A 19,743-nucleotide genomic window follows, 5' to 3' on the forward strand; every position below is an offset into this window, starting at 1 on the left:
CTGAGATGCCGCCACCACTCAAAGCTCAAGGGCGTGCTCGGGGAGGGCAACGTGGCGCACACCGCCATGTCTGGTAACGGAACGACCGCTGGTGACGATCCACTCCAGACCGCGGTATGGCGGTTGCGCTCACGCGCCTGCTGGGTCGACGCGGCAGCCCTGATCGAACCCGTCAGCCCACAGGCCTCGCTCCAGCGGACCGCGCTGCTCGTCGAGCGCTGTCTCTACACCGAGCAGGGCTGGGAGGACGCCGAGGACGCGCTGCGCACGGCCGAGGCGCGGGCCCGGACCGACGACGAGCGGGGCGCGGCGGCCTGTGAGCGCGGCCAACTGGCGTACGCGGCCACGCTGCTCGGCGTCCGCGACCGCTCCGACGAGGCGCGGGCCGCGCTCGGCCGGGCGGCGGCCCTGATCGCCCCCGGCGCCCCCGGCCGGGCCCTGCTCGACTTCCGCCGGGGCGTCCTCGCCGAGAACCTGGCCCTCTCCCCGCAGGCCGCCCGCGCCGCCTATCGCCGCGCCCACGCCGGCGCCACCGCCCACAACGACCAGCTCCTGCAGTCCTTCACCTGGCGCCACCTTGCCGGACTCGCCCTCCGCGACGGCGAGTTGGCCGAGGCCCGTCACGGCTTCGCCGAGTCCCTGCGCATCCGGGAGGAGTTGGGCTACCTCGTCGGTACCGCCCCCGCCCTCGTCTCCCTCGCCGACACCGAAGCCGAGCCGGAGGCCTCCCGCCTGCGCGAGGAGGCCCGCCGCCTGTTCCGTCTGCTGGGCGGCGTACCGACCTGGCTGGCACGCCAGTTGGCGCCACCGGCGGCGACGGCGTGAGCGGGGGCGCGCCGACGGTGCGACTGCCGGACAGATGGTTGCTCGCCTGAGTGCGCGAGGTGGTCGCGCAGGTCCCACACGACCGGCAGCCGAGAACGCTCCGCGGCCTACGGCGCCGGCTCGCCTCTCAACCGGCCGCGCCGAAGTGCGTCTCCACCAGACAACAGGCCGCTTCCAGGTCCTGCGCCACCAACGCGTCCAACAACGCGAGGTGCTCCGCTGCATCCGCCATCAGCTCGGTACGGCCGCCCCCGGCCCCGCCCACGTGGCCGACGGTGAGCGGCAGTTGCGTACGCCGGTGCAGGTCGTCGGCGATCTGCAGCAGTTGCTGGTTCCCGGCCAGCCCCAGCACCCCCCGGTGAAAGGCCCGGTCCGCCTCCCCGTACGCGGCCCGGCACCCGGACGACGCGGCCCGCGCCGTCCCCTCGGCGAGCGGCCTCAGCTCGGCCCACCGGTCGGCCGGCAGCGTATGCGCGAGCCGCATGATCACCGGTACCTGGAGCAGCGCCCGCACCTCCGCGAGCTCGGCCAGTTCCCGGGCGCCCCGTCGTACGACACGGAAGCCCCGGTTGGGCACGACCTCGACGGCGCCCTCGACGGCCAGTTGCTGCATCGCCTCCCGGACGGGGGTCGCCGAGACCCCGAACCGCTCACCGAGCGCGGGCGCCGAGTACACCTCCCCCGGCGTCAGGTCCCCGCCCGCGAGCGCGGCACGCAGCGCGTCGAGGATCTGCCCCCGCACGGAGGCCCGCTGGACGACCGGGCGCCCCTGCGCGCGGGGCAGCGGGAACGGCGTCTCGCTGTGCGTGTGCTCACCCCGCGCCGCATCCGCCACGGGACCGGTGTCGCCGCGTACCGCCGCCGGGCCGCCGTCCGCCGCGATGCCCCGCTCCCGGTCGACGTCCGCGACCTGGGGCTGTGCGGGGACGCGATAGGCCGAGGCCGACCGGACGGCGGCGGCCTCCGGCGCACTCGGACCAGCGGCCTGGCGCACGCGAGGTCCGGCCTGCTCCACGGGTCCTCCTCCGAGCCGAGTCGTGTGTCGCGCAGCGCGGCCGACGGGATACATGGGGCACTCGGGGGCCTCGCACCACACGCGACCCGGGCGGGCACGGCGCAAGGACCCCGTAGGTCACTACTGGGGTTGTTACCGGTCGTAAAGCACCATAGGCGCACATGCCCTCAGTTCAAACCTCGACCACCTCGGGTAAGGTAAGCCTTACTTGGTGGCGACTGGTGAAACGGCGGTCTCCGCATGCCCCACCCAGCACCGGCACCGGCCCCCACTTCGCGCACGTCGCCCGTCACGGCCGCGTACGCCCGCCTGACCGAGATCCTGCCGATGATGAGCGTGACGGAACTCTCCCCCGTGGATCCACTGCCCGACGGCGATGGGTGGGTCTCCGCCGCCGGACTCGCGGCGGCGGGCGCCGAGTTCGACGCGTTCCTCGCCTGGGACGAGACGCAGATACGGCGGGACCACGGCCGCGCGGGCCGCCCGGACGTCGTGGCGGCCTTCGGACTGCACCGGTACTCCTGGTATGCCTGCCTGCTCTTCACGGTGCCCTGGTTCCTGCACCGCCGGGTGCCTCGCTTCCGCGCCGAGCAGATGGCGTTCCAGCGCGAGCGGAGCCGGCTGGCGGTGCGTGGCGAAACGTTCAGCTGCCTGCCGGGCGATCCGGCCGCGGCCGAGCCCGGTGCCCACGTGGTCCCGGACGAGGAGGCGCTGCGGGCGGAGGTGCGGGCGGCCCGGCCGAGCACATAGAACCGGTGCTCGGCGGTTTCGGCCCCCGTATGCGGCGGCGCGGGCGCGCGCTGTGGGGCATGGCGACCGACGAGATCGTCGAGGGGATCTGGTACATCGCCGAACTCCTGGGCGCGGACGAGCAGGAGCGCTGCCGACACGAGCTGGAACTGCTGCTGCCGGGCGCGACCAAGCCGTACGTGGGCGCCGCGGGGTTCCGCGAACCGACCGGCCCCGGCGGTGAGTCGCTGCCCACCCGCGACCGGGTGAGCTGCTGCATGTTCTACACGCTGGAGCCCGAGGACACCTGTGCCACCTGCCCGCGTGCGTGCGAGGCCGAGCGGATCGCCAAGTTGACGGCGTCCGCCGCCATGTGACGATCCCTCCCCTCGCCTCACCCGACGACCCCCCGGCGATCGCCCGCGGTTGTGTGCCGTAAGATCCACTCCGGTCGGGGTTCTCGTTGGTCACAGGTGGTTCACGAATTCCTCACTTCTCGCGGGAACTTTCCGTGGAACCACTCGAACGGGTAATCTCACTCGCACTCAACTCCCGTCCCTCGCGCGGTAGTTCGAGCAGAATGCCGCCTGGCGTCACTCATCGCACTTCCTTGGCGGTCTCTTGCCCCGAAACCCCCTGAGGGCCGCGAGGATTGGGCCACCATGGCGGGCGTTACGCCCTATCCCAATGCAAGGGACCCCTGATGAGATTGACCGACATATCGCTGAACTGGCTGCTTCCGGGCGCCGTACTGCTCCTGGGCATGCTGGCGGCGGTTGCGGTGCTCGCGCGCGGCAAGCGCTCCGGGGAGCACGCGAAGACCGAGGATTCCTGGGAACGCAGCGAGGAGCGCCGCAGGCGCAAGGAGGCCCTCTACGGCACGGCCTCCTACATCCTTCTCTTCTGCTGTGCCGCGGTCGCCGCCGCGCTCTCCTTCCGCGGCCTGGTCGGCTTCGGCGAACAGAACCTGGGCCTCACCGACGGGTGGCAGTACCTGGTTCCGTTCGGCCTCGACGGCGCCGCCATGTTCTGCTCGGTCCTCGCGGTGCGCGAGGCCAGCCACGGTGACGCGGCCCTCGGCTCCCGGATACTCGTCTGGACGTTCGCCGGTGCGGCGGCCTGGTTCAACTGGGTGCACGCGCCCAGGGGCCTCGGCCACGACGGCGCCCCGCAGTTCTTCGCCGGCATGTCCCTGTCCGCCGCGGTTCTCTTCGACCGCGCGCTGAAGCAGACCCGCCGGGCCGCACTGCGCGAGCAGGGTCTCGTCCCGCGTCCGCTGCCGCAGATCCGTGTCGTCCGCTGGCTGCGGGCCCCCCGCGAGACGTACAGGGCCTGGTCGCTGATGCTCCTGGAGGGCGTGCGCAGCCTGGACGAGGCCGTGGACGAGGTCCGCGAGGACAAGCGGATCAAGGAAGAGACCCGGACGCGCAAGCGCGAGCAGGAGCGTCTGGAGCGCGCACACCTCAAGGCGATCAGCCGGGGCCACCGGGGCCTGCCGGGTCGTGGCGGTGGCGGCGGTGGCGGCGGCGGCGGCGGACGCCAGGTGGACACCACGGTGGAGCGCGTGCCCGCCGCCCAGGTCGCCTCGGAGCCTGCCATATCGACACCGGAGCAGCTGCCCGTACGTACGCGTCCCTCCCTGCAGCCCGTGCGCAACGGCGCTGACAAGTCGATCACCGTCGACCTCACCGCGGAGGACGACACCATGGCCCTGCCACGGCTCGACTCCCTGGAGCGCAAGCTCAAGGACCTTGAGCAGCAGTTCGGCTGATCCGAACCGCACATCGGACCGGGGCGCGGCATCAAGCCGCGCCCCGGTCCGTTTCCCGTTCGGCGTCCTCCCGCGACGCGGACCGGTCGCCAGGGGCGGCCCCTTACGTCAGTCCGCCGTCCAGGTCGAACCACACCGCCTTGCCCACGCCGTGCGCCCGTACCCCCCAGGCGTCGGCGAGGGACTGGACGAGGAGGAGGCCACGACCATGGGTGCCGTCGTCGGTCCTGGGCATCCTGGGTCTGGGCCTGCGTGCCACGAAATCCCGTACTTCCACGTGCAGTCCGCGCGGTGAGACGGTGGCGGTCAGCACCGCGTCGTGGTCGGTGTGGATGAGCGCGTTGGTCACCAGCTCGCTCGTCAGCAGCTCCGCTGTCTCCGATCTCCCCGGCCGCCCCCATTGCCGCAGCAGCTCCCGCAGGGCCCGGCGGGCCTCGGGCACCGCCCTCAGGTCCGCCCGCCCGAGTCTGCGCCTGAGCTGTCCGGCACCGGCCTTGCCCGTCGTGCCGCCGGCCGCTTCCCCCACCGCTTCCGCCAAGAAGGCCCCTATCGCCACAGGGCCGCCCCCTCGTGCCTGCCTCTCCATGCCCCCCGCCCACGCGCCGATGTCGATTCCCCCTCCTGCCTCGAACACGTACACGGGGAACCATCCCCCGTCCGGATCGCGGCACTCATGTCGAATCGCCAACGACCTTCCGTACGCTTTCAAACGCACAGGGTCAAGCCAGCTGTCAGGCCCATGTGAAGCGTTTCCCGGCCCGGGAAACCACCGCACACGCCGACGAACCCGACGCCGCGCCCTCTCCGGGCGACCCCGGCGGGGCCCCGACCGCCGGGACCGATGGCCCACGTGGAGCTGCCGTATCCGGCCGTATACCACCGGATACGGCTGCCGTACGGGCGCCGCGTCCCCCGCACAAGGCGGGCCACTCGCCCCGATGATGCCGATTGGCCGGAATCCTGCGCTGGTACAGGCCAACGCGCGGCCGGGCGGGACTGGTTGACACCCGTCCGTGTCGGCCGTGGTCCTTGTCAGGCCTCCCACACGGCGGCGGCCGTACGGTCGTCCGCGTAGCCCTTGACCCTGACCTGGGCGTCGGCGAGGAAGGCGGCGAGGCCGGGCGGCTCGTCGGCTCCCCAGCGGCCCGCGAGATGCTCCGCGAGCGGGGCCTCCGCGCGCAGGGGCTCGGCGAGGCCGCCGGTGCACAGCAGCAGGACGTCGCCCTCCCGCGCCACGGAGGCCCGGAAGCGGAAGGGTTCACGGGGCGGCGCGGGGGCGGGTTCGTACGGGCTCGGGGGCGTCGTGATACCGAGGTCCATGGTGAGGCGGTCGCCGTCGGGGGTCTCGTGCGGCAACGAGCCGAAGCCGACGACCGGCGCGCCCGCCGTGTCGGCGACGCGCGGCTCCAAGTCCTGCCACTCCCCGCCCCGCAGCCGGAACAGCCCGCCGGCGCCGGCGCCGAAGAACACGCGCGTACGGCACCGAGGGTCGGCCGGGAGCAGCAGACAGCGCAGGCTCGCCGTGTACTCCTCCGGGTCGAGGCCCTGCTCTGCGGCGCCGGCCCGCAGCTTGCCGAGGCTGCGGTCGGTGAGCCGGTGCAGCCCGGACTTGAGGTCAACGCGCCGGGCCGCCCGGATGTCCTCCACCAGCCGTGCGTGGCTGAGCCCGACGGCCCGCCCGATCCATCGGCACGCCTCCGCCGCCGCGCGGTGCGCCCCCGGTGTGGCCCGGACACCCGTCGCCACGGCCACCAGCACCAGGGCCTGCTCGCCCACACCGAAACGGGCGGTCAGAAGTGAATCCCGGCGCGGCTCGCCCCGGTAGCGCGCCGAGTCCCCGCGCAGCGACGCGGCCCGCAGCGTGCAGACCCCGTAATGCGCCCCGTCCAGCACGGTGTCCGCCACCAGGTCGTCCAGACCCTCCGGATCCGCCGACGGCAGCGCGGTCGGCTCCGCGTCGTACGTGGGCGGCCCGGACCCGACGTAGTCGACCCGCACATCCCGCCGCCCGGTGACCGGAGTGGCCCCCCGCGTCTGGACGGTGGGGAGGTCGAACCGAGCGGAGGGCGGGGCGTCGGAGGGCTCGGCGGCGGAGGGCGCGGGCGAAACGGACGGCCGTGGCGGCGCGGGCGCGGCCCCGCCGGGTGCGTCCGTCAAAGGCCTGCCGGCGGGAGGAGGTGGCGCGCCCTCCGGGGGCCGTGAGGCGGGCACTGACCCCATGGGCGGTCGCGCGGGCGTACCGCGTCGGAAGGATGCCGCGCGCAAGCCCGGCGGGGTGGGACCGGTCGAGAAGGTCAGGGGGCCCGTCGGCTGCGCGGGCGGTGGCTCCCAGGGTGCGGGCCGCGGGGCGGAACCGCCGCGACGCAAGGAATCTGTCGTGGGGCTCGGGGCCGGGGCGGGGCCGACGGGCGGAACGGAGGGCGGGGCCGAAGGGGGAGGAGCCTGGGGGGCGTCCGGCCGGCTGCCTTGCCCGTCCTGCGCTCCGCGCCCACCACGTCCACCGAAGTCTCCCCGTCCGCCGAGTCCGCCCGGCGAGTCCTGGGGCGGCACCCTGTCCGAAAGGGCGCCCGAGGCACCTGGTGCGGACTCCGAGGTGTCCGGAACCGCGCGAGGCCCGCCCGGCGTGTGCGCCCCGGCACCCGATCCACCGGGCCGGTCCGACCCGCTGCCCGATCCGCCCGATCCGCCCGGCCCGTCCGACCCGCTGCCCGATCCGCCCGGCCCGTCCGGGACGGTGCCCGATCCGCCTCTGCCTGCTGCCGTACCGGACCCGCCCGGTACGGCTCCCCAGGCACCCGTCGGACTCGACGCACCCGTCGGGCTCGACGCACCCGTCGGGCTCGTCGGAGTACTCGCGCTCCTCGGAGTCGCCCCGCTCGCCGGAGTCGTCCGCGGCTTCCCGACCGTGTCCGCCGCCGAGGCGAAGCGGTCGTCGAGGGAATCGGCCGCGACCGAGGGGCCCGTGTCCCCGTTGGAGTCGTCGTACAACTGCCGCCACCAGTCGTCCTCGTGACCGGTCGGCCTCTCCCCCTGCTGGCTCATGCCCCTGATTGTCCACCTCGGGAGCCGTATGAAAACGGGGCATCCGGAAAATCGCCCCGCAGAGCCGACGACCCCACGGCGTGTCGGACCATATCTCGAACTCCGATGCGAGGCAGGGGAGTCGAAAGGCCGGAGGGAGCGGAGGGAGGAAAGGGACCGCCGGCGGCGCCCCACAGGAGAAACCGCCCGGCGGCGCCGGGATGACCGGCGTGGTGCCTGCGCGTGGCCCGGCCGTCCAAGTGCGCGGCGCGTTCCTGGAATTGCGCTGTGCGACCCCGGCTGCCGACGGGATGCGCGGTGCGGTGATGATGTGTCGAGCGGAAGGGCGCCGGGACCGGCGCGGCAAAGGAAAGGGACGTCGCCGCATGCTGGGAGCGATCGGTCTCGACGAGACGCACGAGGCGGCGTACCGGGCACTGGTGTCCGTGGGCGCCGCCGACGTACCGGATCTGGCGCGCCGGCTCACGCTCGGGGAGCACGACACCGAGCGCGCGCTGCGCCGGCTGGAGCGGCACGGTCTCGCTGCCCAGTCCTCCGCGCGCGCGGGCCGCTGGGTGGCCGCGCCGCCCGGGGTGGCCCTGGGCGCTCTGCTCACCCAGCAGCGCCACGAGCTGGAGAAGGCGGAGCTGGCGGCGGCGATGCTGGCCGAGGAGTACCGGGCGAGCGCGGCCGAGCCCGCCGCACACGACCTGGTCGAGGTGGTGATCGGCTCGGCCGCGATAGCGCAGCGCTTCCTCCAGCTCCAGCTCGGCGCCACGGAGGAGGTCTGCGCCATGGTCACCGGCGCTCCGATCGCGGTCTCCGGACCGGAGAACAACCCGGCGGAGGAGCAGGCCACCGGCCGCGGTGTCGGCTACCGCGTGGTGGTCGAGCGGGCCGTCCTGGACGAGGACAGCGGGCTCACCGAGCTGTCCGCCGCGCTGGGCCGGGAGGAGCGGGTGCGGGTGCTGGACAAGGTGCCCACGAAGCTCGTCATCGCCGACCGCACGCTCGCGATGGTCCCGCTCACCACGCACACCGCCGAGCCCGCCGCGCTCGTCGTCCACGCGAGCGGTCTGCTGGAGCTGCTGTCGGGCCTGTTCGAGTCGGTGTGGCGGCAGGCCCTGCCACTGCGGCTCGGCGCGGGCCGTGTCAGTGAGGACGTACCGGACGGCCCCGACGAGACCGACCTGGAGATCCTCTCCCTGCTGCTGGCCGGCATGACCGACGCGAGCGTCGCCAAACAGCTCGACCTGGGCTTGAGGACCGTGCAGCGCCGGGTGAAACGCCTGATGGAGCTGACCGGCGTGACGACCCGGCTGCAGTTGGGCTGGCATGCGTACGAGCGGTCCTGGGTGACCCGGAACTGACACGACCGCCCTGCGCTTTCTCGCGCGGTCCGGCACCCTGGGCAGATGGGAGCGTGGGAACTCCTGCTGGTCGCAGTGGTGCTGCTGCTCGGCATGTGCGGAGTGCTGGTGCCCGGCGTGCCGGGGACCTGGCTCGTGTGGGCCGGGGTCATGTGGTGGGCGCTGGAGGACCCGCGGCCCCTCGCCTGGTGGGTGCTCGTGGGCTCCACCGCCGTCCTCCTGCTGTCCCGGGCGGTCCGCTGGGGTCTGCCGCCCCGGCGGACGGAGGAGAGCGGCGCCACCCCCCGGATGGGGGTGTACGCCGGTGTCGGCGCCCTCCTGGGTTTCGTCCTCCTCCCCGTGCTCGGCGCGATCCCCGGCTTCGTCGGCGGCATCTACCTCTCCGAGCGGCTCCGCCTCGGCCGCCACGGCGCGGCGACGGCCGCGACGCGCACCGCGATGCGCTCGGGCGGGTCGGACGTCCTGGCGGAACTGTTCGCGTGCCTGCTGGTCGTGGGCGCGTGGGTGGGCGTGGTCTTCGGGGGCTGAGACGGCCCCGCGGAGAGGTCACCCTCCGGGAGTCACGTCCGGCGGGGTGCGCGTGCCCGCGTCGTCGAGGGGGAGGTGGTCACCGGGTCGTCGGGGGGACGGACCGGGCCGGGCGGCGTGGGTCGCGGACGGCCCGGTCGAAGTCCGCCACCGCGTCAAGGATCCGGTCCCCGACGATCACGTCGTCGCCCGCCTGCCGTACGCGCTCACGAGCCGGCGTGCAGGCGTGCAGGCGTGCCTCACGTGGCCGTGAAGGCGGCGTTGTCGACGCGGGGCCGGGTGTGGCCGGTCCCGGCCGGCGTCAGAGCACGCCCTCCAGGTCGAGCAGCAGGCGCTTGCGGACGAGGCCGCCGGCGTACCCGGTGAGGGTGCCGTCCGCGCCGATCACGCGGTGGCAGGGGCGGAGGATGAGGAGGGGATTGGCGCCGATCGCGCCGCCGACGGCCCGGACGGCCGCCCGGGGCGCGCCGATACGGGCGGCGACGGCACCGTACGTGGTGGTCGCGCCGTACGGGACGTCGTCGAGCGCGGCCCACACCCGCTGCCGGAAGTCGGTGCCCTCACCCCGCAACTCCAGCCGGAACTCCTTTAGTTCACCGGCGAAGTAGGCGGCGAGCTGTTCCTCGGCCGCCCGGAAGGGCCCCGGGTCGCGCAGCCGGCCCGCCAGGGGGACCCGGCCGCCTTTCTGCTCCGGCACGGAGAGGGAGGTGAGGGCGCCCGACTCGTCGGCGGTGAGGAGAAGTCGTCCGACGGGGCTGTCGACGGTGGTGCGGTACGTCCGCTGCTCGGTGCTCACGACTGAACTCCCTGTGGCTGTCGCCGCGAAGCCGTGCCCGGCTCCGGCGCGCTCGCTGTTCTGAGGTGGTGCAGGGCGTACGACCGCCAGGGCCGCCGGGCGTCCGGCACGGCCTCGCCCGGCGGTGCCACGTCCGGATCACCGAGGGCGCGGGTGCGGATCGCGGTGACGGTACGGCCGTCCATGCCCGGCAGCGCGAGCAGCGCCGCCGGGACCTCGTCCCGGTCCACGCCACGTCGAGACGTACGGTGCCGTCGGTGAGGGCGGTGGCGAGCGCCGAGCGGGCCGTCCGCCCCGGCCTGCGCACCCGGTTCGCCGGTTTCGGCGTCACCGCCGGGCAGCTCGGCCGACAGAAGATCCCGGTCGTCTCGACGGCGAGGAAGAACTCCCCGTCGGACCGCCCGCCCCTGCTGCGGACGGCCTCGTACCTGGTGTCTTCGTCCTTCATGCCTCCCAGTGTCGACCACGGGGACCGCCCCGGCTGGCGGAAATCGGACATGACGTCGGGCCGTGGCCGCCCCCGCCCCGCCGCTCCACTCGGGCGATCACCGCCGGAGGAGGCGGCGGGGGCGGCAGCGGGGGCGGCGGGGACGGACCCGCCAGGTCACCGCGTCGGGCGTCGGCGACTACGCCCAGCGATTCCGCTTGGCCTCCATCGCCGCGCGCCCCTCGGCGTCCCTCCGTTTCCACTCCTTCCGGATCTCGGCCCGCATCCGGGCGTCGGACTGGGCCGCGATCCGCTGGTTCTCGCGGAGCAGCTTGCGGTAGCTGTCGAGCCGCCGCTCGGGCAGTTCACCGGACTCGACCGCGCCGAGGACCGCGCAGCCGGGCTCGGCGATGTGCGCGCAGTCGTGGAAGCGGCAGTCCGCGGCCAGTTCCTCGATCTCGGCGAAGACCTGCCCGACCCCGCTCCCGGCGTCCCAGAGGCCGACGCCGCGCAGCCCGGGTGTGTCGATGAGGACTCCGCCGCCCGGCAGGGCGAGGAGGTTGCGGGTGGTGGTGGTGTGCCGTCCCTTGCCGTCCACGTCACGGATGGCCCGGACGTCCATGACGTCCTCGCCGAGCAGCGCGTTGGCGAGGGTCGACTTGCCGGCGCCGGACTGCCCGAGCAGCACGGAGGTGCCGCCGGAGAGCACCGCGGCGAGGACGTCGAGGCCCTCGTCGAGGGCGGAGCTGACCGTCAGCACGGCGATGCCGGGCGCGACGGTCTCCACGTCCTGCACCAGATGCCCCAGCGTGGCGGCGTCCGGCACGAGGTCGGCCTTGGTTAGCACGACCACGGGCCGCGCCCCGGACTCCCAGGAGGGTTCCGACTCGCGCAGCAGTGCATCACCTCTGGAGCAGGACATCGCGAGCGCGAGGAACCGCTCGATCCGCCCGAGGTCCAGTTCGACCGCGAGCGACACACAGATGACGACGTGGTCGATGTTGGAGGCCAGCACCTGGCCCTCGGAGCGCTTGGACGACGTCGACCGCACGAACGCAGCACGGCGCGGCAGGAGCGTGCGCACATACCGCGGATCGCTGCCTTCGGGGTCGACGGCAGCCCAGTCCCCCGTGCACACGACGTTCATCGGGTCGCGGGGGACGACGAACTCGGTGTCGGCACGAACGGTACCGGCCGGGGTGATGACGTCGCACCGGCCGCGGTCGACCCGGACGACACGGCCCGGCAGGAGTCCCTGCTCGGCATGTGGGGCGAACTCGGCCTCCCAGTCCGCATCCCACCCGTACGGCACGAGCGGATGCGAAGAAGACGAGGACGAACCCGGGAGAGAAGAGAGAGACAAGGGGTGACCCTTCACAGGGGTGGCCCCGGCACCGCGCTCACAGGCGCGGGAGAAACAGAGAGGTCAGCCGGGGGCCACGGAGGTGAACTGAACGGACTTCGGGATACGGGCAGCGCCCGTCGCAACGACAGCCATCGGTCACACCTCCCCAACCAGACCAAGTCACCCGCGGCAACTCCGGGTTGCCGCCTCAACAGAACCGACCCTAGAGGTACCCGGGCCGCGACGCCATCGAATTACGGCGACCCATTCGGCGACGGTGCGAGGCAGGCGCGGCACCGATCGCCGGGAACCTGTGCACTGTGCCGGTCAAAGGCACCTCCCCACGACCCGGACATGGTCGCGTCCTCGGGGCCTGGACGACACCCCTGGACGGTCGAGGTGTTCCGAACGGCGCCCAAGGGCACGGGCGAAGGCCGTCTCCTCACCCCTGAGGAGACGGCCTTCGCCCGTGCCCTTGGGCGCCGCTCCTACGTGAGATCCAGCCTGGTGTGCACCAGCTGCGCGAAGTGGGTCAGGGTGCGGTCGCTGTTCATCAGCTCGGCGGTCGCCAGGCGGACGTCGAAGTGTTCGCCGGCGCGCACCATGAACTCGGTGCTCAGCAGCGAGTCGAGGCCGAAGTCGGTCACGGGCCGCGCTGGGTCCAGCTCCTCGGGATCGCTGTGCAGAACGGCGGCGAGCAGCCGGGTCAGGGTCTGGGTGATCGCGGCCCGGGCGTCGTCGGGTGTCATGGCGGCCAGTTCGCGCCGCAGCTCCGCCCGGCCTTCCGGGCTGGGGGCGGAGTCGGCCGGCACAAGTCCGGCGAAACGGGCGGCGGTCAGGGCGGGCAACAGGCGGCGGGCGCGGCCCCAGCGGTAGCGGCCGATGCCCGCCACGTCGGTGCCCGGCTGGAGCAGGCCGCCCGCGGTGGCGAGGGCCTCGGCGACGGTGAGGGGCTGGAAGCCCCGTTCGGCCATGGCATCGCCGATGGCGTGGCGGGCGACGTAGCCGGTCTCGCCGATCGGGCCGAAGGCGAGCGCGGTGGCCGGGCGTCCCTGGGCGTGGCGGGCGCGCGCCTGCGCCTCCAGGTAGGCGTTGCCGGCCGCGTAGGGGGCCTGGCCGACGTTGCCGACGGCGGTGGCGATCGAGGAGTAGGTGAGGAACAGGTCCAGGTCATGGTCCGCGGTGAGGCGGTGCAGTCGGGCCGCGCCGTCGGCCTTGGGGGCGAGGACGGCGGTGAACCGGTCGTCGGTGAGTTCGGCCAGGGGCGCGTCGTCGAGGTGCATCGCGGCGTGTACGACGCCGCGCAGCCGGTGCCCGGTGGCGTCGATCGCGTCGATGACCCGGCGCAGCGCCGCCCCGTCGGTGACGTCGGCCGCGTAGGCGGTGGCGTGTACGCCGCGCCGGGCCAGGTCCTCCAGGAGGGCCGGCGCCTCGGGAGTGGCCTGGCCGCGGCGGGAGACCAGCGCCAGGTGCCGGGCCCCTTGGTCGGCCAGCCACCATGTGGTGGCGGCGCCGAAGCCGCTCAGTCCGCCGGTCACCAGGTAGGTGCCGTCGGCGTCCAGTGCGCGGGCGTGGGGTGCGGGCTGGACGGTGACGGGTTCGTCCAGCGGGTTCTCGTCGGCTTCGCTTCGGCCGCTGGCATCGACCCGGTCGTGGGCGTCGGCTTCGCCGAGCGAGACGACGACCTTGCCGATGTGCCGGGAGTGCTGCAGGACCTGGAAGGCCTCCTCCACCCGGGCGGCCGGGTAGACGGTGTGCGGCAGCGGCCGGTACACACCTCGCTCGATGAGTGACACGACATCGTCGAGCAGGCGGGAGCCGCGGCCCCGGTCCAGCACCACGTGGTCGAGGTTGAAGCCGATGAACGTCAGGCTGCGGTCGAAGGGACGCAGCGACAGCGGGTTGTTGAGAAAGATGTCGCGTTTGCCCAGTTCGATGAAGCGGCCGTTGGGGCGCAGCAGGTCCAGTCCGTGCGCGATCGCCTCGCCGCTGAGGGAGTTGACGACGACGTCGACGCCCCGGCCTTCGGTGAGTTCGCGGACCCGCGGTACGAAGTCCAGGCTGCGTGAGTCGAGCACGTGCCAGGCGCCGAGGCTGCGCAGCAGGTTCCGTTTGGTCTCGCTTCCGGCGGTGGCGATGACGCGGGCGCCCCGTGCGTGAGCGCACTGCAGGGCGGCCAGGCCCACCGCGCCGGCGCCGCCGTGCACGAGCACCGTCTCGCCGGAAGCCACGCGCGCCTGGTCGACCAAGGCGTGGTGGACCGTCAGGAAGGCGACGGGGAAGGTCGCCGCCTCGGCGTAGCTCATGCCGTCGGGGATCTTGATCAGGCCGTCGTCGTGGGCGACACCGTGGGAGGCGAGGGCCGCGGGAATGAGGCCGCAGACCCGGTCACCGATCGCGAGGTCACGCACTCCGGGTCCGACGGCGCGGACGATGCCGGCACCGTCCGTGCCCAGTCCGCGGCTGAGGGGGCTGTCCTCCACGGCTTCGGGCGGCAACAGGCCGTTGGCGCGCATGGGGTCGCGGTAGTTCAGCGCCACCGCGCGCATCTCGACGGCGACTTCACCGGGACCGGGCTGCGGGAGAGGTGTCTCCCGCCAGACCAGGCGCCGGGCGGGGCCGGGGTCGCGGGCGTCGAGGATGAAGGGCACGCCGGCGGGGACGGCGGGTGGCTCGTCGGCCGGGTGCTCGACGTGCAGGGGAGTGAAGCGGCCGGCCGGTGTGAGGACGACCTCGTCCTCGACGGCGCCCGCGTTCTCGTCCGCGGTGCGGCCCGCGGTGAGCAGCTCGGCGGCCAGGCGGCGGGCGTCGGCGGCCGGGTCCGCCGTGCGGTCGAGGGAGACGCGCCGCAGTCCCAGGCCGGGCTGTTCGTTGGCCAGGGTGCGAGCGGCGCCCCAGACGGCCGCGTCCTCGGGGTGCGTGGGGCGTTCCGGGGCGGGGAACAGGCCGGTGGGGCGTGTCACCAGCCACACCTGTGGGCCCCGGTCCTCGGGCGGAGTCCGGCAGGCGGCGGCGAGAGTGCGCAGGACGGCCGCGCGGTGCGTGGTCCGGGCCACGGGCTGCTGCGGGTCGGGCTCGGCCAGGAGCAGGACGATGTGCGGCGCGGCCTCGGCGGTCAGTGCCGCCGTCCATGCCTCGACGTCGGTGGCGGCGGGCAGGACCGTCGCCGGGCCCAGCAGTGCGGCCAGCTCCCGGGCGGTCGGGGTCTCGGCGTCGGTCTCCGTGGCGACGAGCCAGACCGCGTCCGGCGGTGGCGGGGGAAGGGCGGGCGTGTCCGCCGCTTCCCCGGGCGCGGCGGCGACCAGAACCGAGTGGTCGTCGGGCCCCGTCTGCCAGGGGCTGGTGAAGCCGCACCGCTCCAGCAGTGGCGTCCACTCGTCGCGGGGCAACAGCCGTGTGGTGGGACGCAGGGCCCGGTCACTGCGTTTCCACAGGGACTCCAGGCCGCCCAGCAGCAGGGCGTCGAGCCGATCGTTGTGCCGCTCGGTGGCCAGCAGGTGGCCGCCCGGGACGAGGAGCGAGCGTACGTGTCCCAGCGCGGCGGCCAGGTCGGCCGTGGCGTGCAGGGCGTCACCGGCGAGGACCAGGTCGAAGCCGCCCGGCGGGAAGCCCTGGACGGCGGGGTCGGCGTCCAGGTCGAGGGTGCGGTGGTCGACGAAGTGGCAGGCGGCGAAGCGGTGCCGGGCGTGGACGAAGGAGGCGTTGGAGGGGGCCGTGCAGGTGTAGTGGGTGCGGTCGGGCGGGAGCAGCGGGAGCGCGGCGGCGGTCAGGGCCGTGGTGGTCGCGCCCACTTCGAGGACGCGCAGCGGGCGGTCGGCGGGCCAGGCGCGGACGATCCGGTCGAGCAGCGCCTGCACCACCCGGTGGGTGAAGCGGTGAGCGGGCGCGGTCTCCTGCCACTGTTCGAGGAAGCTCTCGCCGACGGGCAGCAGGTCGCGCGGGTCGACGGAGCCGCGCAGCACCTCGGGCAGCTGCCGTAGCCGGCTGTTCATCAGTACCGCTGCCGGGCCGAAGCGGGGATGGTCCTCCAGCAGAGTCCGCAGAGCCGCCTCGGGGCTTGCGGTGACGTCGAGCAGCCGCCAGGCCTCCCCGTCGGCCTCGGCCAGTCGCTGTTCGGCCAGCATGGGCAGCATCAGACGCACCAGCCTGCGGTGCCGCGGCGCGAGGCCCTGACCGACCAGGTCGGGCATGGTGAAGGGCTCGTCCGGGTGGGGCAGCAGGCCGCGCAGGGCGGCGGCCCAGCAGTGCGCGCCGGCCCGTTCGGCGGCAACCGTGAACCGTGCGTGACCGCTGTCGTCCAGTTCGGAGCGGGCGGCGGTGATGCGCGCCCGGGCGGCGTCCGCCACCTCGGCCGGTGCGGGCAGCGGGGACGGCGGGGCGGGCATCGTGGGGTGCGGGGCCGCGCGCAGGACGGTGCGCTGGACGGTCAGCGGGGCGTGGTCGGTGAGACGGACGCGTCGGGTGCGGCACTTCTCGATCTCGACGGTGACGGTGCCGTCGAGGTCCGCGTACGTGATGTCCCAGCAGATCTCGTTGGCGCTGCGACTGCGGCGCCGCAGGTGGACGACGCCCTCCGACGCCGGGGTGCGCCACGCGCGTACCGTCCCGAAGGCCGAGGGCAGGTAGCCGGCGGCTTCCCGGGTCGGCTGGTCGGCCAGGGCGACGGTGGCCTGCAAGGGAGCGTCCAGCAGCACGGGGTGGACCGTGTGGGCGTCGGCCGGGTGCTCGAGCCCGTACCACGCGAGCAGTTCGCCCTCGCCGAGGTCCAGGCTCCGCAGGACCTGGAACGCCGGACCGAGCTGCACCCCGAGGCGGTGGCAGTGCTCGTAGTAGTCCGGGCCGGTGAGGGTGCGGGAGCAGCGGGCCTTGACCGCGCCGATGTCCAGTGGAGCGGGAGCGCTGCTCAGCCGGGTGCGCACCTGGGCGCGGACGACCGGCTGGATCTCGGCGCCCCGCGTGTCGCGTGTGCTGATGGTCAGCGTGCCGTCCGACGGGACCACCGCGGTCTGCAGCGCGGCTCCGGCCGGGTCCGGCCACTCGATCGAGAACGGGCGGGACAGGTCCAGATGCCGCACCTCCACCGGGCGGCCCAGCGCCCGCTGCCCGGCCGTCAGGGCCATGTCCGCGTACGCGGCGGCGGGCATCAGGACGCTGCCGCCGATCCGGTGGTCGCCCAGCCAGGGCACGAGCTGCGGCTCGACGGTGCCGTGCCACAGAGGGTGGGGTGCGGGCAGGCGTTCGCCGAGCAGGGGGTGGTCCAGCACTCCGGTGCCGCTGGTGCGCACGACGAGATCGTGTGCGGTGCCGTGCCAGTGCCGGTCACGCTGCCAGGGGTAGCCGGGCAGGTCCGCGACCCGGCCGGGGTGCGGGAAGTGCGCCTGCCAGTCCACCTCGGCACCGGCCGCGAGCAGGGCGGCGACAGCGGCCGTGGCCTCGCGCGGCCCGTCCCCGTCCCGGCGCAGCGTCGGCACGTACGACAGGCCGGTACGGCGCAGGTAGGGGCGCAGGACCGGGTGCGGGCCGATCTCCACGACGATGCCGATGCCCTCCTCCGCGAGGTGCCCCATGGCCTCGGCGAAACGGACCGGCTCGCGCACGTTGCGCCACCAGTACGCCGCGTCCAGTTCCCGTCCGGTCAGCGGGGCAGCCGTGACGGTGGAGACGAACGGCACCCGTGCCTCGACGGGCGCCAGACCGGCGAGGGCGGCGGACAGGGGCTCCTTGATGGGGTCCATGGCGCGGCTGTGGAAGGCGTAGTCCAGATCCAGCTCGCGGAAGAAGACGTCGCGGGCGGTCAGTTCGGCACCGAGCGCGGCCAGCGCGTCGGGGTCGCCGGCCGCCGTGACGTCCCGGTCGCTGTTGATTCCGGCGATCTCCAACGCCCCGCCGAAGCGGGCCAGTTCCTCGCGTGCGGCGTCCTCGGCCAGGCCGACGGCGGCCATGCGTCCACGACCCGCCGTGGCGGCCTGGGTGCGGCTGCGGTGGGCGAGCACCAGCGCCGCCTGCTCCAGGGTCAGCGCTCCGGCCGTGTACGCGGCGGCCACCTCTCCGACGCTGTGCCCGGCGACCGCACGCGGGCTCAGCCCCTGGGAGGCCAGCAGGGCGGTGAGGCCCACCTGGACGGCGAACAGCACCGGCTGGGCGATCTCCGTACGCGCCCAGCGTGCCGCGGTGGGACGCTCCAGCTCCTTGGCCACGGACCAGCCCAGATGCGGGGCCAGCGCGGCGTCCGCCTCCTCGACGGCGGCGCGGAGGACGGCCTCACTCGCCATCAGGTCGGCGGCCATTCCGGGCCACTGGGAGGCGTTGCCGGAGTAGACGAACGCCACGGCGCCCCGCCCGGCCTTGCGGGTCACGGCCCCGTGCGGCGGCGCGTCGGTGAACAGGCCCTCCAACCGGTCCGCCGCCTGCCGCGGACCGGCGGCCAGCACGGCGGCGCGGTGCGGGTGGGCGCCGCGCCGCAGCGTACTGGTGCGGGCCAGGTCGTAGAACTCCTCCGGTGCCGCTTCGCGCAGCCGCTCGGCCATCCGCGCGCTCAACTGCTGGAGCGCCTTGGGCGACCGCGCGGAGACCACCACCGGCAGCGGCCTGTCCGTGTGCTCCGGTCCGGCCGGCATCGCAGGTGGCGGTACGACGATGGCGTGGGCGTTGGCGCCGCCGAAGCCGAAGGAGTTCACCCCGACCGCGGCCCGTTCCGAGCGGGGCAACTCCACAGGAGTCACGGTGGGTGCCAGACCGAGCGCGCCGAAGTCGATGGCGGGGTTGAGCGGCAGGGCGTGCAGGGACGCGGGCGCCATCCGGTGGCGGAGCACCAGGATCGCCTTCAGCAGGCCGGCCATGCCCGCCGCGGGCTCCAGGTGGCCCAGGTTGGACTTCACGGAGCCGACGGGCAGGGGGCCCGTGCCGCGCCGCGCCCCGATGGCCCGGCCGACGGCCCGGGCCTCGGCGGGGTCGCCGACCGGTGTGCCGGTGCCGTGCGCCTCGAAGTAGACCAGGTCGTCCGGCCCGATCCCGGCCTCCTGGCACACCGCGTGCAGCAGCGCCTCCTGGGCCTGTGAACTGGGCAGCGTCATGCCGGTCGTACGGCCGTCGGAGTTGCTGCCGGTGCCGGCGAGGACTGCGTGGATCCGGTCGCCGTCGGCCACCGCGTCCACCAGCCGCTTCAGCACCAGCACCGCGCCGCCCTCGGCCCGCACGAAGCCGTCGGCGTCGGCGGAGAAGGTCGCGCACCGCCCGCGCCGCGACAGCATGCCCGCGTAGGAGAAACCGGCGTACGAATACGGGTTCGCGAGCACGTTGACCCCGCCCGCCAGCGCCACGCGGCTGGTGCCCTCCCGCAGGGTGCGGCAGGCGCGGTCCAGTGCCACCAGGGACGAGGAGCAGGCCGTGTCGATGGCCATGCTGGGGCCGCGCAGGTCGAAGGCGTACGACAGGCGGTTCGCCGCGATGGACAGGGTGGCGCCGGGCATGGTGTGCGGGCTGGTGTGGTCCTCCATCAACGTCAGGACGGTGCCGTAGGCCGGGTCGGAGACCCCCACGTACACGCAGGTGTCGGACCCGGCGAGCGCCTCGGCCGGGACGGCGGCGTCGTCCAGCGCCTCGGCCGCCATCTCCAGCAGCAGCCGCTGCTGCGGATCGAGGTGGGCCGCTTCCTTGGGCGAGATACCGAAGTACGCGGCGTCGAAGGACGCGATGTCGTCGAGGAAGCCCCCGGCGGCGGTGTAGCTGCGGCCCGGGCGAACCGCTCCCGGATCGACGAACCGTTCCTTGGGAAACCGGTCCGGCGGCATCTCCCCGACGAGGTCACGCCCCTCCCGCAGGGCTGCCCACAACCCGTCCAGGTCGGTGATCCCGCCCGGCAGCCGGCAGCCCACGCCCACCACCGCCACTGACCGGTCGTCCCGTCCCTCAGCCAT

The 19,743-nt window shown here is 74.2% G+C and carries 11 protein-coding genes and 3 pseudogenes; 6 read left to right on the forward strand and 8 right to left on the reverse strand.

What is annotated here, in order from left to right:
* Positions 1 to 51: 51 nt before the first annotated feature.
* The gene (locus WBG99_RS06530; RefSeq protein WP_338895402.1) at positions 52 to 825 is read left to right on the forward strand and encodes a hypothetical protein; all 774 of its coding nucleotides are present in this window, start codon (positions 52 to 54) and stop codon (positions 823 to 825) included.
* 127 nt (positions 826 to 952) lie between these two features.
* Here WBG99_RS06530 and WBG99_RS06535 read toward each other — a convergent pair whose 3' ends face one another.
* Positions 953 to 1,840 (reverse strand): GntR family transcriptional regulator, encoded by an 888-nt coding sequence (locus tag WBG99_RS06535; protein WP_338895403.1) that lies wholly within the window; start codon positions 1,838 to 1,840, stop codon positions 953 to 955.
* Positions 1,841 to 2,080: 240 nt separating this feature from the next.
* Between WBG99_RS06535 and WBG99_RS06540 the strand changes: the two are divergent.
* Together WBG99_RS06540 and WBG99_RS06545 are read left to right on the forward strand one after the other, a co-directional pair.
* A pseudogene (locus WBG99_RS06540) lies at positions 2,081 to 2,946 on the forward strand ((2Fe-2S)-binding protein).
* Positions 2,947 to 3,272: 326 nt separating this feature from the next.
* The gene (locus WBG99_RS06545) at positions 3,273 to 4,340 is read left to right on the forward strand and encodes a DUF2637 domain-containing protein (RefSeq protein WP_338895404.1); all 1,068 of its coding nucleotides are present in this window, start codon (positions 3,273 to 3,275) and stop codon (positions 4,338 to 4,340) included.
* Between the two features lie 103 nt (positions 4,341 to 4,443).
* Here WBG99_RS06545 and WBG99_RS06550 read toward each other — a convergent pair whose 3' ends face one another.
* Together WBG99_RS06550 and WBG99_RS06555 are read right to left on the reverse strand one after the other, a co-directional pair.
* Positions 4,444 to 4,926 carry an ATP-binding protein gene (locus tag WBG99_RS06550; RefSeq protein ID WP_338900246.1) on the reverse strand — a complete coding sequence of 161 codons (483 nt, stop codon included), beginning with the start codon at positions 4,924 to 4,926 and terminating at the stop codon, positions 4,444 to 4,446.
* A gap of 446 nt (positions 4,927 to 5,372) precedes the next feature.
* Positions 5,373 to 6,890 (reverse strand): protein phosphatase 2C domain-containing protein, encoded by a 1,518-nt coding sequence (locus tag WBG99_RS06555; RefSeq protein ID WP_338895405.1) that lies wholly within the window; start codon positions 6,888 to 6,890, stop codon positions 5,373 to 5,375.
* A gap of 43 nt (positions 6,891 to 6,933) precedes the next feature.
* On the opposite strand from WBG99_RS06555, the gene WBG99_RS06560 reads away from it, so the two are divergent.
* From WBG99_RS06560 to WBG99_RS06570, 3 genes are all read left to right on the forward strand, one after another.
* Positions 6,934 to 7,353, forward strand: a complete 420-nt coding sequence (locus WBG99_RS06560) for a hypothetical protein (protein WP_338895406.1) — start codon at positions 6,934 to 6,936, stop codon at positions 7,351 to 7,353.
* A gap of 394 nt (positions 7,354 to 7,747) precedes the next feature.
* Positions 7,748 to 8,731, forward strand: a complete 984-nt coding sequence (locus WBG99_RS06565; RefSeq protein ID WP_338895407.1) for a winged helix-turn-helix transcriptional regulator — start codon at positions 7,748 to 7,750, stop codon at positions 8,729 to 8,731.
* 45 nt (positions 8,732 to 8,776) lie between these two features.
* Positions 8,777 to 9,259, forward strand: coding sequence for a DUF456 domain-containing protein (locus WBG99_RS06570; protein ID WP_338895408.1), 483 nt, complete (start codon positions 8,777 to 8,779; stop codon positions 9,257 to 9,259).
* A gap of 301 nt (positions 9,260 to 9,560) precedes the next feature.
* Here WBG99_RS06570 and WBG99_RS06575 read toward each other — a convergent pair whose 3' ends face one another.
* From WBG99_RS06575 to WBG99_RS06595, 5 genes and pseudogenes are all read right to left on the reverse strand, one after another.
* Positions 9,561 to 10,055 (reverse strand): methylated-DNA--[protein]-cysteine S-methyltransferase, encoded by a 495-nt coding sequence (locus tag WBG99_RS06575; RefSeq protein WP_338895409.1) that lies wholly within the window; start codon positions 10,053 to 10,055, stop codon positions 9,561 to 9,563.
* Positions 10,052 to 10,332 (reverse strand): annotated as a pseudogene (locus tag WBG99_RS06580) (DNA-3-methyladenine glycosylase 2 family protein); the annotation flags it as partial. The pseudogene WBG99_RS06580 and the gene WBG99_RS06575, both read right to left, overlap by 4 nt.
* 90 nt (positions 10,333 to 10,422) lie before the next feature.
* Positions 10,423 to 10,554: pseudogene (locus tag WBG99_RS06585) on the reverse strand (hypothetical protein); the annotation flags it as partial.
* Between the two features lie 127 nt (positions 10,555 to 10,681).
* A complete protein-coding gene (gene rsgA / locus WBG99_RS06590; protein ID WP_338895410.1) occupies positions 10,682 to 11,845 on the reverse strand; it encodes a ribosome small subunit-dependent GTPase A in 1,164 nt (387 codons plus the stop codon).
* A gap of 470 nt (positions 11,846 to 12,315) precedes the next feature.
* Positions 12,316 to 19,743, reverse strand: coding sequence for an SDR family NAD(P)-dependent oxidoreductase (locus WBG99_RS06595; protein WP_338895411.1), 7,428 nt, complete (start codon positions 19,741 to 19,743; stop codon positions 12,316 to 12,318).

The sequence above is a fragment of the Streptomyces sp. TG1A-60 genome (assembly GCF_037201975.1).
In the GTDB taxonomy this organism is placed as follows: Bacteria; Actinomycetota; Actinomycetes; order Streptomycetales; family Streptomycetaceae; genus Streptomyces.

Coding starts and splice junctions, on each gene's coding strand:
- WBG99_RS06545 (WP_338895404.1), top strand. CDS start 3,273: ATGAGATTGACCGACATATCGCTGAACTGGCTGCTTCCGGGCGCCGTA.
- WBG99_RS06550 (WP_338900246.1), bottom strand. CDS start 4,926: ATGGAGAGGCAGGCACGAGGGGGCGGCCCTGTGGCGATAGGGGCCTTC.
- WBG99_RS06565 (WP_338895407.1), top strand. CDS start 7,748: ATGCTGGGAGCGATCGGTCTCGACGAGACGCACGAGGCGGCGTACCGG.
- WBG99_RS06570 (WP_338895408.1), top strand. CDS start 8,777: ATGGGAGCGTGGGAACTCCTGCTGGTCGCAGTGGTGCTGCTGCTCGGC.
- WBG99_RS06595 (WP_338895411.1), bottom strand. CDS start 19,743: ATGGCTGAGGGACGGGACGACCGGTCAGTGGCGGTGGTGGGCGTGGGC.